This is a genomic window from Neisseria sp. Marseille-Q1983 (genome assembly GCF_018224585.1).
Taxonomy (GTDB): domain Bacteria; phylum Pseudomonadota; class Gammaproteobacteria; order Burkholderiales; family Neisseriaceae; genus Neisseria; species Neisseria polysaccharea.
Genome location: NZ_JAGTUI010000019.1, coordinates 1 through 12,064, shown reverse-complemented (window position 1 = coordinate 12,064; position 12,064 = coordinate 1). Strand labels below are relative to the sequence as shown.

At 47.1% G+C, this 12,064-nt stretch carries 16 protein-coding genes and 1 other RNA gene; 9 read left to right on the top strand and 8 right to left on the bottom strand.

Annotation, left to right across the window (positions count from 1 at the left end; all coding sequences use genetic code 11):
- Positions 1-519, top strand: a 519-nt coding sequence (locus KEM39_RS05985) for an electron transfer flavoprotein subunit alpha/FixB family protein (protein ID WP_211709698.1), incomplete at its 5' end; no start/stop codon positions are given.
- Positions 520-581: 62 nt separating this feature from the next.
- The gene (locus tag KEM39_RS05980) at positions 582-1,193 is read left to right on the top strand and encodes an IMPACT family protein (protein WP_118997822.1); all 612 of its coding nucleotides are present in this window, start codon (positions 582-584) and stop codon (positions 1,191-1,193) included.
- 52 nt (positions 1,194-1,245) lie between these two features.
- Here the strand turns inward: KEM39_RS05980 and KEM39_RS05975 are convergent, their stop codons facing one another.
- A complete protein-coding gene (locus KEM39_RS05975) occupies positions 1,246-1,563 on the bottom strand; it encodes a DUF4298 domain-containing protein (RefSeq protein WP_118997821.1) in 318 nt (105 codons plus the stop codon).
- A gap of 160 nt (positions 1,564-1,723) precedes the next feature.
- On the opposite strand from KEM39_RS05975, the gene purD reads away from it, so the two are divergent.
- Genes purD through KEM39_RS05960 form a run of 3 tightly spaced genes read left to right on the top strand, consistent with a single transcriptional unit; the run spans position 1,724 to position 4,162 of the window.
- Positions 1,724-2,995 carry a phosphoribosylamine--glycine ligase gene (gene purD / locus KEM39_RS05970; RefSeq protein ID WP_118997820.1) on the top strand — a complete coding sequence of 424 codons (1,272 nt, stop codon included), beginning with the start codon at positions 1,724-1,726 and terminating at the stop codon, positions 2,993-2,995.
- Positions 2,996-3,028: 33 nt separating this feature from the next.
- Positions 3,029-3,631, top strand: coding sequence for an L-threonylcarbamoyladenylate synthase (locus KEM39_RS05965; RefSeq protein ID WP_118997819.1), 603 nt, complete (start codon positions 3,029-3,031; stop codon positions 3,629-3,631).
- Between the two features lie 15 nt (positions 3,632-3,646).
- Positions 3,647-4,162 (top strand): hypothetical protein, encoded by a 516-nt coding sequence (locus KEM39_RS05960; RefSeq protein WP_118997818.1) that lies wholly within the window; start codon positions 3,647-3,649, stop codon positions 4,160-4,162.
- A gap of 166 nt (positions 4,163-4,328) precedes the next feature.
- Here KEM39_RS05960 and KEM39_RS05955 read toward each other — a convergent pair whose 3' ends face one another.
- The 7 genes from KEM39_RS05955 to KEM39_RS05925 form a co-directional block, all read right to left on the bottom strand.
- Positions 4,329-4,769, bottom strand: coding sequence for a surface-adhesin E family protein (locus tag KEM39_RS05955; protein ID WP_192886345.1), 441 nt, complete (start codon positions 4,767-4,769; stop codon positions 4,329-4,331).
- 335 nt (positions 4,770-5,104) lie between these two features.
- Positions 5,105-5,284, bottom strand: a complete 180-nt coding sequence (locus tag KEM39_RS05950; protein WP_118794734.1) for a zf-HC2 domain-containing protein — start codon at positions 5,282-5,284, stop codon at positions 5,105-5,107.
- 6 nt (positions 5,285-5,290) lie between these two features.
- A complete protein-coding gene (locus KEM39_RS05945) occupies positions 5,291-5,878 on the bottom strand; it encodes a sigma-70 family RNA polymerase sigma factor (RefSeq protein WP_118794733.1) in 588 nt (195 codons plus the stop codon).
- A 21-nt stretch (positions 5,879-5,899) separates the two neighbouring features.
- Positions 5,900-6,646, bottom strand: a complete 747-nt coding sequence (locus KEM39_RS05940) for a DNA-binding domain-containing protein (protein WP_118794732.1) — start codon at positions 6,644-6,646, stop codon at positions 5,900-5,902.
- Positions 6,636-7,478, bottom strand: coding sequence for a DUF692 domain-containing protein (locus KEM39_RS05935; protein WP_118997816.1), 843 nt, complete (start codon positions 7,476-7,478; stop codon positions 6,636-6,638). Before KEM39_RS05935 ends, KEM39_RS05940 begins: the two co-directional genes overlap by 11 nt.
- Before the next feature lie 115 nt (positions 7,479-7,593).
- Positions 7,594-7,902, bottom strand: coding sequence for a hypothetical protein (locus tag KEM39_RS05930; RefSeq protein WP_003688122.1), 309 nt, complete (start codon positions 7,900-7,902; stop codon positions 7,594-7,596).
- A gap of 73 nt (positions 7,903-7,975) precedes the next feature.
- The gene (locus KEM39_RS05925) at positions 7,976-8,425 is read right to left on the bottom strand and encodes a DoxX family protein (protein ID WP_003710760.1); all 450 of its coding nucleotides are present in this window, start codon (positions 8,423-8,425) and stop codon (positions 7,976-7,978) included.
- A gap of 274 nt (positions 8,426-8,699) precedes the next feature.
- Here KEM39_RS05925 and KEM39_RS05920 point away from each other — a divergent pair, with 274 nt between their 5' ends.
- From KEM39_RS05920 to rnpB, 4 genes are all read left to right on the top strand, one after another.
- Positions 8,700-9,188: an Imm26 family immunity protein gene (locus KEM39_RS05920; RefSeq protein WP_118997815.1), complete on the top strand. Its 489-nt coding sequence runs from the start codon at positions 8,700-8,702 to the stop codon at positions 9,186-9,188.
- A 212-nt stretch (positions 9,189-9,400) separates the two neighbouring features.
- Positions 9,401-10,294 (top strand): patatin-like phospholipase family protein, encoded by an 894-nt coding sequence (locus KEM39_RS05915; protein ID WP_192886344.1) that lies wholly within the window; start codon positions 9,401-9,403, stop codon positions 10,292-10,294.
- Positions 10,295-10,396: 102 nt separating this feature from the next.
- Positions 10,397-11,500 carry a peptide chain release factor 2 gene (gene prfB, locus KEM39_RS05910; protein WP_003743167.1) on the top strand — a complete coding sequence of 368 codons (1,104 nt, stop codon included), beginning with the start codon at positions 10,397-10,399 and terminating at the stop codon, positions 11,498-11,500.
- 78 nt (positions 11,501-11,578) lie between these two features.
- An RNA gene (rnpB, locus tag KEM39_RS05905) (RNase P RNA component class A) lies at positions 11,579-11,938 on the top strand.
- The last annotated feature ends 126 nt before the right edge of the window (positions 11,939-12,064 follow it).

The window sequence follows — 12,064 nt, the reverse complement described above, 5'->3', positions numbered from 1 at the left end:
GAAAAATTGGTGCTGACCTTCCGTGCGACGGCTTTTGACGCAGCGGCGGTGCAAGGTGGTAATGCTGAGGTAATTAATATTGAAACAACCCCTGCTCAAAACCTGAGTCGTTTTGTGAACCGCAAGCTTTCCCATTCCGATCGTCCCGAACTAACTCGGGCAAAAGTGATTGTTTCCGGTGGTCGTGCGTTGGGTAGTGCGGAAAAATTCAATGAAGTGCTGACACCGTTGGCGGATGTTTTAGGTGCGGCAATCGGTGCATCCCGTGCGGCAGTTGATGCCGAATATGCGCCAAACGATGCTCAAGTCGGACAAACCGGTAAAGTGGTTGCGCCGCAGCTCTATTTTGCAATCGGTATTTCAGGTGCGATTCAACACGTTGCCGGTATGCAAGACAGTAAGGTGATTGTTGCAATCAATAAAGATGCTGATGCGCCGATTTTCAATGTAGCCGATTACGGATTGGTTGGCGATTTATTTAAAATCGTTCCACAATTAACAGAAGTATTGAAAAATTGATGTTTCACGTGAAACTTTCAGACGACCTTGTTATTAATGAGGTCGTCTGAAAATATTTCAGCATGATTACGACTTATAAAACCATTACTTCCCCGACGCAGGCTGAGTTTAAAGATAAAGGCAGCCGTTTTATTGCATTTACCTATCCGATTCGGATATTGGCTGATGTGAAAAAATACCTCGATTCGTTAAAGGAAGAACATCATAAAGCACGACACTGGTGTTATGCCTATCGTTTGGGCGTGGATGGTATGCAATTTCGTGCCAACGATGATGGAGAGCCATCAGGAAGTGCTGGACGACCAATTTTGGGACAGATTGATTCGGTGGGTATTACCGATGTTTTGGTCGTGGTCGTCCGCTATTTCGGTGGTACTTTATTGGGCGTTCCCGGTCTGATTCACGCGTACAAAGAGGCGACGGCTCAGGCGTTGGCGATTGCGGAAGTGATTGAAAAGAATATTGAAAAAACCGTTTGGCTGAAATGTGAATATCCGTTTTTGAATGAAGCAATACGCATTGCCAAACAATATCAGGCGGATATATTGGAGCAGGATTTGCAGTTGGATTGCCGATTGACGGTAAGTTTGTCGTTGGTAAATTATGAAGTCTGTGTTGCGGCTTGGAAGAATACACGGCAGATTGAAGTAAATACGGAAAAGCCTTTTGAATGAAAAGGTCGTCTGAAATGCTTTGTAATGGTATTTCAGACAATCTCTTCGCTGATTAATCTTCTTGCGTATATCTGTCCAAGGTATCGACGCTGGAGCGCAAATATAGCCAAGCCAATTGATGGAATTCGCCAAGCGGGTTCCATAGCGCATCTTCACTCATAATGCTGTATTCGTCTTTTGTTTGCAAATTCAGTTCTGCCCCGTCTTCAATAGCCTGATGGCACACCTGATACTCGTGGGTATAGAAATTGTCCATATCGCGAATTAAAGCGACGGCATATTTCCAACGGCGAATGTTTTCTTCCAGTTGCAGTAGTAAATGACACCATTCGCGGTATTTGCTTTGGATTTCATCAATACGTTTTTGCATGTTTGCTTGTCCTTTTTTAATTTGTGAATAAGTTGAATAGGTTGCAGAGTGGAATGAAGTGGTTTTTTGTTTGATTCTACTAAAATTTCTTCAGATGGGACAAAAGTCCCTTTGTATCGAGTTTTCGTTATTAAAAGTACATATTTGTCAAGGAGATGGCATGAAACTGCTGGTTATCGGTAATGGCGGTCGCGAACACGCGCTGGCTTGGAAATTGGCGCAGTCGCCTAAAGTGGAAACAGTATTTGTTGCGCCCGGTAATGCCGGTACGGCGATTGAACCCAAGCTGCAAAACATCGCCTTGACCGCGCATCGGGATTTAATCGAATTTTGCCACAAAGAAAATATTGCTTTTACCGTCGTCGGTCCTGAAGCACCTTTGGCGGCGGGTGTTGTGGATGAATTCCGTGCTGCAGGGCTAAAAATATTCGGTCCGACACAATATGCGGCTCAGTTGGAAAGTTCTAAAGATTTCGCCAAAGCATTTATGGCGAAATACAACATTCCAACCGCGCAATATCAAACCTTTGAAAATGCCGATGCCGCACATGATTACGTCAATCAGAAAGGTGTGCCCATCGTCATCAAAGCCGATGGTTTGGCGGCAGGTAAAGGCGTGATTGTGGCAATGACTTTGGATGAAGCGCATGCTGCGATTGACGATATGTTGTTGGGCAATAAAATGGGCAATGCCGGCGCGCGCGTTGTGATTGAAGATTTCCTGCAAGGCGAAGAAGCGAGCTTTATCGTTATGGTTGATGGCAATCATGTATTGCCTATGGCGACCAGTCAAGACCACAAACGTCTTTTAGACGGAGACAAAGGTCCGAATACGGGCGGTATGGGTGCGTACAGCCCTGCGCCTGTGGTAACGCCTGCTGTGTACGAGCGTGCGATGAACGAGATTATTTTGCCGACCGTAGCGGGGATGAAAGCGGAAGGATATGAGTTCACCGGTTTCCTGTACGCAGGTTTGATGATCGATCAAAGCGGCACACCCTATACGATTGAGTTTAACTGCCGTTTCGGCGATCCCGAAACTCAGCCGATTATGAGTCGTCTGAACAGCGACTTGGCGGATTTGGTTGAAGCAGCAATAGACGGCAAACTCGATAGTGTAACCGCAGAATGGAACCCGCAAACCGCCGTAGGCGTGGTGCTGGCGGCACAAAATTACCCCGAAACGCCTAAAAAAGGCGATGTTATTTCTGGTCTGGATGCCGCCAACCAAATCGGCAAAGTTTTCCACGCAGGTACAACGGCAAACGGGAAAGGCGACGTATTGACTAACGGCGGACGCGTATTGTGTGTCGTAGGATTGGGCGACGATGTGGCGCAAGCCAAAGCCAAGGCGTATGGCGCATTGGAAAAAATCAGCTTTGACGGGATGCAATACCGTAAAGACATTGCCGATAAAGCGATTAACCGTTAATTAGAAAGAGGATGATGCCGTCTGAAGCCAAGTATGACTGATGCGCTTCAGACGGCATTTTATATTATGTTATTTCCGAGAATTATCGCAGCATCAGCGCAACGTAAATTAAGCGTTTATTTGAAAAAAGGCGGTTTGGTCGCTTATCCGACCGAATCTTGTTATGGCTTGGGGTGTCTTCCGACATTAGCCAAAGCACTCGGTAAGTTGGCGCATTTGAAAAAAAGGCCGCAACACAAGGGTATGATTGTCATCGGGAATCAATTTGAACAGTTGCAGCCTTTACTTCAAATGCCGTCTGAAAATCTGCAGGCTATGCTTAGAAAAGAATGGCCCGCCCCTAAAACGTTCCTATTATCTGCCAAATCCTGCGTATTACCTGAGTTGCGCGGGAAACAGCGCAGCAAGTTGGCGGTCAGGATTCCTGATCATGCAGGTGCAAGGCGTTTGTGTCAGGCATTGGGTATGCCTTTGGTTTCCACTTCATGTAATCGGGCGGGCAAACGTGCGTGTCGGACGGAGAGGGAAGTCAGAAGGCAGTTCGGACGCGATGTGTGGATTGTCGGCGGGAGAATCGGCAGGCAGAAATCGCCGAGTCAGATTATCGATGGAGAAACAGGTAAACGTTTGCGTTAGATATGGGGGGCTTGAATGAAAACTTTTTTGCATACGCAAAGAAAAAATTTTTCGGATGGTATTTCTCTACATGATTATTATTGCACAGAGATAAAGGTAGAAAGACGCAACGTCTGCTTTGATTTTGAGGACGGTTTTGTCGTTCTGAACAATAATCCGAACAATCAAGCGGGCAAACATCTGAAAACAGATTTTTCCCGTGTTGTTTTAACCCATGAAAATGAAAACGCCGAAGATGATTATTTGGTTGATATTTTTGAAGACATCGTTTTTTTAGGGAAACGTTTGTTTACGGTCAGAAAATTTCTTGATTTTTCTGAATTGCTTGAGATGGTCAATACACAAGGTTATTTTCTTGAGTTTCTGTATTTGTATGAGTGTATCGGTGTCAAAACAAGCGATTATTTTTTAGAGGCTGTGTTGGTTACGGGACGAAGCCGGGAATGCAAAAAATGCTTTATCAAAATTATAGGGGCAAGCAGTTTTGTGTATCAATGGAACAATTTACGTTTGGATAATGAAATTGTATAGCAGGTTTATATTTCGGATGGAAGCCGGTTTGAAAAAATAATGTGGATAATTTTTGGGGTAACTTTTCAGGAAAATGGCAAAATGCCGTCTGAAATGCGGATATTTCAGTATTTCAGACAGCATTTTTATGATAAGGTTTGTGGATAAGTTTGTGCATAAGTTGTAATCAGAGTTTTTTCCCGCATACGGTTTCATATTGTTTTTCGGTTAATGTCCCGGACAGGATGCTCATCGGGCGGAGGGAAGAGGCTGTGTAGCTTTGTGTGGAAATTTCTGTGTTTTTTGTATCAAACAACTGTAGCGAACTTAAGCGGTATGTTTTGTTGTTGCAGTGGATTTCCCACTCGGCAATGGCAGTCTTGTATGCGGGGGTGTGGGCAAAACGTTCTTGTTTTAGATTGGTAACAACTTTTTTATCTTGGAAAATCATCAGATTTCCGTTTTTTCTCACGCTGTCTTTATTGATATATGTATGAATATTACCGTTTGAGATTGTGCCGATACTTTCCCATCGGGCAGACATTTTCGGCGTGCCGCAGGAGCTTAGCAATATAGGGAGTAAAACGAAAGATAGGAAGATTGGGCGCATTAGGGTTTCCTTAATCATTGAAATCCGCTTCTTCAGAAAGAACGGGTTGGGCGGTAGGGATAATGCCGTCTGTGAAATGAGGCAAATACATAGCAAATTGATGCAGCCTTTGTGTTTTGCGTATTTATAGTGGATTAACAAAAACCAGTACGGAGTTACCTCGCCTTGCCTTACTATTTGTACTGTCTGCGGCTTCGTTGCCTTGTCCTGATTTTTGTTAATCCACTATATTATTCCGTATGGGAAAATATACTGCTTTTGAAGCGTGTATTATGGATGAACTGCCGATAACAGTAAATCGGTTTGATTTGTTTCCGTCAGCTTATGCCGTCTGAAGCCCTTTCAGACGGCATTTATTTTGAAGTTCTAGTTGTTTTTGCCAGTGATATTTTGATGGTTTGAAGCTGTCTTTTATATTCCCGGCAATGCGGGCAGAACAGCAGGTGCATATATATGGAAATCTTCTCGCCCGGGGTGGTTTCCCGATCCTGATGTTTGGAAAGAAGCAGGGCAATATTGCGGCATTTTTTCATAACGGTTTACTTCAGGTTTTCTTGGTTGAACCATTTAATTTGCAGGCATTGGCGCAATGATTCTCGGGCGCGGTGCATAATGGTGTGGTAGTTGGCCGTGCTGATACCGCACATTTGTTGTATTTCGCCGGATGAAAAACCGAGTATTTCCTTCAGGGTAAATACCCGTGCGGTGTTTTCAGGCAGGTTGTATAGGCAGCTTTGCAGAATTTTTTGAAATTCGTTGTTATTTAATGATTTTTCCGGAGTGTTCCAATGTTGCGGCTGCCCTTCCGGCGTCCAATGCCCGTTTTGGGAAAAATGGCTTTCAAATGCTTCATCCAGCAGCTCGTCATCCAGTGCGGTAAAGACTTTCCTCTGCCTCCCGATTTGACGTAATGCGTCAATAATTTTGTTTTTCAATATGGCAAAAAGCCAGCTGTTGACAAGCGCCCTGCCTTGAAAACTGTCGCCTGCGCTGTATGCGGACAGCAATGTTTCCTGCACTAAATCTTCAGCCAAATCAGGGTGGTCGGGCAACTGGAGCCGCGCAAAATGCAGAAGCAGTTTGCGCGACTCCATTAATTCGGCATCGGTCAGGTCGGGTAGCGGCATAGTATCGGGAACAAGGTAATTTTATGCGGATAGATGGTTTTGGCCCGGGGAATTGCCTTCCATATTTTCGGATATGGCGGACAGGGAGGGGATGATAATCCTTTGTTCAATCCAACCTGACCATTTCCCAAGCAAAATATTTTTCCAATTATCGTCCTCAGGCATAAATTCGACAAGGGTTTGGGTGAGGGTGTCAAACGAAAGCGCGGAGGAACCCATTATCTCCAGCAGCATAATATCGAAGCCGTCCAATGTTTGGTACATCACATCATCTTCAGCGTTTCGCCATATTAACAAGGCTGTTTCCGCTTCCTGCAAATCATCGGTAACATCATATCGATATTGCCGGATAAAGGCCGCAGGGGAGGGCGTGTATTTGCTGTCATTTGAATAATGAATGTCGGGAATATCCGGAATTTGTGCAACTTCTGCCAGCAATTGGGTATATTCAAAATCCATCAGTGCCAAAATGCCGTCTGAAAGCGGCAGGCTTTGGCAATATTGTAGGAACTCGCTGGGGATTTCTTGAAAATAGGGCGTTTGGGCGCGCGCGTCGCGAACGAAACCTTCTTTCAGACGACCCCATTCTTCGCGGTCAAAGTATTGCAGCGTTTCGGTATAACAGCGGTCGATAAAGCTGTGGATATTGTTGCGTATCAGTCGGATATAGACATTTAACCGTTCTTGCGGCAATCCGTCGGCGGTTTTACCTTCGCGTATGGCTTGGGCAAAGCGGTGTTGGTATTGGGCGGAGGTTTCAGGCTGCACGGCGGTATTCCTTTCCGGCACGCGTTTGATAATCGGCGATTTTGGCGACTTCGGCTTCGAGTTCGGCAAAAGGCGGAAAATTGAAATCGCGTTCCAACAGGGTGGGCGGAATCGTCGGCAGCTTGGCATAGGCCAGTTCGAGCAAATCCCAAACGGTCGGCAAAACCGCCGCGCCGTGGGTATCAATCAATAATTCGGGCGTTTCGACGTCGTGTCCGGCAATATGGATATAGCACACGCGCTCTGCGTCCACATTTTCTAAAAATGCTTCAGGCGACAACAGGCCGTGATTGACGGCGTTGACGTAAATATTGTTCACATCCAAATGAATGCCGCAGTCGGCTTCGCGGGCAACCGCGTTGAGAAACTCGACCTCGTTCATCTCGGCAAGCGGGGAATGCAGGTAGTAGGACGTGTTTTCCACCGCGATGCGGCAGCCCAAACGGTCTTGCACTTCGCGGATACGCCGCGCCGTATGATGCACCATTTCCTCGGTGAAGGGCAGCGGCAACAAATCGTAAAGATGACCGCCGTCGTGGCAGTAGCTCAAATGGTCGGAGAAAAACGTGCAATTGTAACGGTGCATCATTTCTCTGATGCCGTCTATCAAATCAGTATCCAGCGGGGCTTGCCCGCCCAGCGACATAGACAATCCGTGCAACGCCAGCGGCAGCCGTTCCGCCACGCGGTCAAACTGTTTGCGCGCCCTACCGCCCATTTTCAGCCAGTTTTCGGGGGCGGCTTCGATAAAACGTATCGGGCTGTCGTCTGAAAGCGAGAGGAAGTCTTCCGCCAAGTCGCGGCGGTAGCCCAAGCCTGCGTGTTGAATCATATTTTTACCCGGTTCGGATGGCACAAAAGAATGATGTGCTTGTTAAAAAAATCTTTGTTTGCCGTTAAAAAAGCCGCATTTTACTGAAAAACGCGGCTTGGTTTGAGGGAGCGGATTATTTAGAACCGCATTTGCCTTCGCCGCATTTGCCTTCGGCAGATTTGGCTTTGGCTTTAGATGCTTTGGTGTGTTTGTGGGCTTTTTTTACGGTTGCACCGCATTTGCCCTCGCCGCATTTGCCTTCGCCTGCTTTGGAAGCAGCTGCGCCGCACGAACCTTCGGCAGATTTGGACGCGCCGCAAGAGCCTTGGGCGGATTTTTGAACGCCTGTTGCGTTGCTTGCCGGTTTGTCGGCGGCAACGGCGCCGGCGGCCAAAGACAGGGATAAAGCACCGGCGAGTGCGGCAGCAATGTTTTTGTTCATTTCTATTTCCTTTTCAGAATATCAAGTTAACGAGATAAGGTTGGAATGTTTAGAGTCAGATTCCACGACTGAATCAATCTTGTTTCAGACGGCATCGGGGGCAAAACCGTTTTTTCAGCAGCGTATCCAGCGACCATCCGCCCGCACCCTGCAAAAGCAGCGGGATTAATACCACGATATAAATTAAAGCCATTTTATAACCGTTGTCGCAGACATTGTAACCCGAACCGGCGTGAACCGCAGCCCAAGCGACGGCGGTAACGACCATCAGCCCCAATGCCGACAGGCGCGTTGCCAAACCCAAAAGCAACAGTACGGGCAGCAAAAGCTCCGCATACATCGCGAGATTCCAGTTTAACGCGTCCGGCAGCAAGTTGAACGGGAATGGAAACTGATCGTTGATTTCGGAAAACCAATTCTCCCCGTTCCATTTTTGCAAACCCGATTCCAAAAATTCATATGCGGCAAACAGACGCAAAACCAGCATAGCGGATGCCGTCTGCCAAGTTGTTCCGATTTTCATAAGTGTTCCTGTTTTTGTTTCTGTTGATACCCCATTAGACGGATTTTGTCGGAAAAACTGACACTCGGCAGCCAATAATCTAACAAGTTAATGAATATAAAAAGAAAGTATTTTGACGGGAAGAAAGGGAAAAAGGTGGGATATTTGGATAACGGCGGTGTTGTGAGATAATTCCCGCCTTGGACGGTATGCTTTCAAATGCTAATCCCGACAACAACAAAACGGGACTACTCGATGATAATTTATCAAATAAATCACATTAAAAATAATCAATATGGATAAGGGCGTAAAAAAATACGGAAAAATCTATGAAATCTCGCTCCCAAATGGGAAATTTGCTTACATATGTAGGGTGAGGCAATACGAGTTTGGTATTTTTGATTATCTCTCGGAAAAGACAGCCAATATGGATGAGCTTCTTTCTGTTGGGTTTAAGACTTATAAATCCTGTATAGAAACAGCCATAAGAAAGAAGATTTGGAAACTGATAGGGCAAGTTGATTTAGAGAAAGAAAATATAATATATCCAGATTTAGCGATTTTCTTATCATACAATAAAGAACTTTTTATTAGACAATCAAGAGTAATGAGAAACGGAAATCCTTTGGTAGTTTCTCAAAAAGATTATATAGACTTACTAAAGCGAGGGTATATATTTGGTTTCTTTGACGATTACAAAATCTTTGAACTCTGGCTGTCTAGTAATGTGGAAAATTATCCAGAAAGTGAAGGCATATTTCCTTTGCCATCTCAGTATTTATAGGGGCAACAGCCTATGTCGCTGGAAAATGAAACTATTGATGGTGGCTCCTACCATTCATATGACCCAACAATTACAATTTCCGTAAAGGAAAAAAAGAAAATATTAATTTTGATGATGACTTAACAAAGCCCCTTTCGCTTGGCTGTCAAAGGTGGTTGTTAAGAAAAGCAATCCCCCTTTGACGGGATGCAATATATAAAGGAATGGAAAATATGGTAACGTTTTCAAAAATCAGACCACTTTTGGCAATCGCCGCTGCCGCTTTGCTTGCCGCCTGCGGTACGGCGGGAAACAATGCCGCCCGCAAGCCGGTGCAAACCGCCAAACCCGCCGCAGTGGTCGGTTTGGCACTCGGTGGCGGCGCGTCTAAAGGATTTGCCCATATAGGCATTATTAAGGTTTTGAAAGAAAACGGTATTCCTGTGAAGGTGGTTACTGGCACATCGGCAGGTTCGATAGTCGGCAGCCTTTTTGCATCGGGTATGTCGCCCGACCGCCTTGAATTGGAAGCCGAGATTTTAGGTAAAACGGATTTAGTCGATTTAACCTTGTCCACCAGTGGTTTTATCAAAGGCGAAAAGCTGCAAAATTACATCAACCGAAAAGTCGGCGGCAGGCAGATTCAGCAGTTTCCCATCAAATTTGCCGCCGTTGCCACTGATTTTGAAACCGGCAAGGCCGTCGCTTTCAATCAGGGGAATGTCGGACAGGCGGTTCGTGCTTCCGCAGCAATTCCCAATGTGTTCCAGCCAGTCATCATCGACAGGCACAAATATGTTGACGGCGGTCTGTCGCAGCCCGTCCCTGTCAGTTCGGCCCGGCGGCAGGGGGCGAATTTTGTGATTGCCGTCGATATTTCCGCACGTCCGAGCAAAAATGTCGGTCAAGGGTTCTTCTCTTATCTCGATCAGACACTGAACGTAATGAGTGTTTCTGCACTGCAAAACGAGTTGGGGCAGGCAAATGTCGTCATCAAACCGCAGGTGTTGGATTTAGGGTCTGTGGGCGGATTCGATCAGAAAAAACGCGCCATCCGGTTGGGTGAAGAGGCCGCACGTGCCGCATTGCCTGAAATTAAACGTAAACTGGCGGCATACCGTTATTGACGCTATGCCGTCTGAACGTGTTTCTAGAAGGCTTTATCCATAGAAAAAAATACCCGAATCCCTTACAATACGCCCCTAAAATTTTGAAAGAACAAAAGAATCATGGAAGCCGAAGTAATCAACCAGCTCAACAACACCCTGAACGACTTGGAGAAACGCAGCGAAGACATCCGCGTCTATATGGACTATCAGGGCAAGAAAGACCGATTGGAAGAAGTCATCGGCCTTTCCGAAGACCCTGAGCTGTGGAATGACCCGAAACGCGCCCAAGAAATCGGCAAAGAGCGCAAAATCCTTGAAGGCATCGTGTTGACGCTCGACAACATCGCGTCTGGCATCGAAGACAACCGCATGCTGATCGAAATGACCGTCGAAGAAAACGACGAAGAAGGGTTCGCCGCCGTGCAGGAAGACGTGGCGGGACTGGAAAAACAGATGGCGGATTTGGAGTTCAAACGGATGTTCAACCAGCCCGCCGACCCGAACAACTGCTTTATCGACATCACCGCAGGCGCAGGCGGTACGGAAGCGGAAGACTGGGCGGGTATGCTGTTCCGCATGTACAGCCGCTACGCCGAGCGCAAAGGCTTCAAAATCGAAATCCTCGAAGAAGACGACGGCGAAATCGCGGGCATCAACCGCGCCACCATCCGCGTGGAAGGCGAATACGCCTACGGCTTGCTGCGCACGGAAACCGGCGTTCACCGCTTGGTGCGCTACTCGCCGTTTGACTCGAACAACAAACGCCATACGTCGTTCTCATCCGTGTTCGTTTACCCCGAAATCGACGATTCCATCGAAATCGAAATCAACCCCGCCGATTTGCGCATCGACACCTACCGCGCATCGGGTGCGGGCGGTCAGCACATCAACAAAACCGACTCCGCCGTGCGCATTACCCACGAGCCGACGGGGATTGTGGTGCAATGTCAAAACGACCGTTCTCAACACGCCAACAAAGCGGCCGCGATGGAAATGTTGAAATCCAAACTGTATGAATTGGAAATGCGCAAACGCAACGAAGAGAAACAGGCATTGGAAGAAGGTAAATCTGATGTAGGTTGGGGCAGCCAAATCCGCTCGTATGTTTTGGATTCCTCACGTATCAAAGACTTGCGTACAGGCTACGAAGTCGGCAACACCAAAGCCGTATTGGACGGCGACTTGGACGGCTTTATCGAAGCTAGCCTGAAACAGGGTGTGTAGTTTAGGCTGTATGCCGTCTGAAACCTGTACCGTTTCAGACGGCATTTTTGCGTTTCGTGTTATAATCCGCGCCGCACACGGGACGGGCAGACAGTCGCCGCGTATCGCGTAAGGCATACGGGGAGGAAAGTCCGGGCTCCGCAGGGTAGAATGCCGGTTAACGGCCGGGCGCGGTAACGCGACGGAAAGTGGAACAGAAAGCAAAACCGCCGATGGCTGCTTTGGCAGCACAGGTAAGGGTGAAAAGGTGCGGTAAGGGCGCACCGCGCATTTGGTAACAATATGCGGCAGGCCAAACCCCATTCGGAGCAAGACCAAACAGAACGCAATGACGCTGCCCGCCGAGCGTTCGGGTAGGTTGCTTGAGCATACCGGCAACGGTATGCCTAGAGGAATGACTGTCCGAGACAGAACCCGGCTTACCGCCTGTCCGGTGTGCATCCGACACGCAAATGCCGTCTGAAACCTGAAATATGGTTCAGACGGCATTTTTATTTAGGTTGTGTTTTTATAGTGGATTAACAAAAACCGGTACGGCGTTGCCTCGCCTTAGCTCAAAGAGAA

Bases quoted from the DNA above. Each gene is read 5' to 3' on its own strand.
- KEM39_RS05980 (WP_118997822.1), top strand. From the start codon at position 582: ATGATTACGACTTATAAAACCATTACTTCCCCGACGCAGGCTGAGTTT.
- KEM39_RS05975 (WP_118997821.1), bottom strand. From the start codon at position 1,563: ATGCAAAAACGTATTGATGAAATCCAAAGCAAATACCGCGAATGGTGT.
- purD (WP_118997820.1), top strand. From the start codon at position 1,724: ATGAAACTGCTGGTTATCGGTAATGGCGGTCGCGAACACGCGCTGGCT.
- KEM39_RS05965 (WP_118997819.1), top strand. From the start codon at position 3,029: ATGACTGATGCGCTTCAGACGGCATTTTATATTATGTTATTTCCGAGA.
- KEM39_RS05960 (WP_118997818.1), top strand. From the start codon at position 3,647: ATGAAAACTTTTTTGCATACGCAAAGAAAAAATTTTTCGGATGGTATT.
- KEM39_RS05955 (WP_192886345.1), bottom strand. From the start codon at position 4,769: ATGATTAAGGAAACCCTAATGCGCCCAATCTTCCTATCTTTCGTTTTA.
- KEM39_RS05950 (WP_118794734.1), bottom strand. From the start codon at position 5,284: ATGAAAAAATGCCGCAATATTGCCCTGCTTCTTTCCAAACATCAGGAT.
- KEM39_RS05945 (WP_118794733.1), bottom strand. From the start codon at position 5,878: ATGCCGCTACCCGACCTGACCGATGCCGAATTAATGGAGTCGCGCAAA.
- KEM39_RS05935 (WP_118997816.1), bottom strand. From the start codon at position 7,478: ATGATTCAACACGCAGGCTTGGGCTACCGCCGCGACTTGGCGGAAGAC.
- KEM39_RS05930 (WP_003688122.1), bottom strand. From the start codon at position 7,902: ATGAACAAAAACATTGCTGCCGCACTCGCCGGTGCTTTATCCCTGTCT.
- KEM39_RS05925 (WP_003710760.1), bottom strand. From the start codon at position 8,425: ATGAAAATCGGAACAACTTGGCAGACGGCATCCGCTATGCTGGTTTTG.
- KEM39_RS05920 (WP_118997815.1), top strand. From the start codon at position 8,700: ATGGATAAGGGCGTAAAAAAATACGGAAAAATCTATGAAATCTCGCTC.
- KEM39_RS05915 (WP_192886344.1), top strand. From the start codon at position 9,401: ATGGTAACGTTTTCAAAAATCAGACCACTTTTGGCAATCGCCGCTGCC.
- prfB (WP_003743167.1), top strand. From the start codon at position 10,397: ATGGAAGCCGAAGTAATCAACCAGCTCAACAACACCCTGAACGACTTG.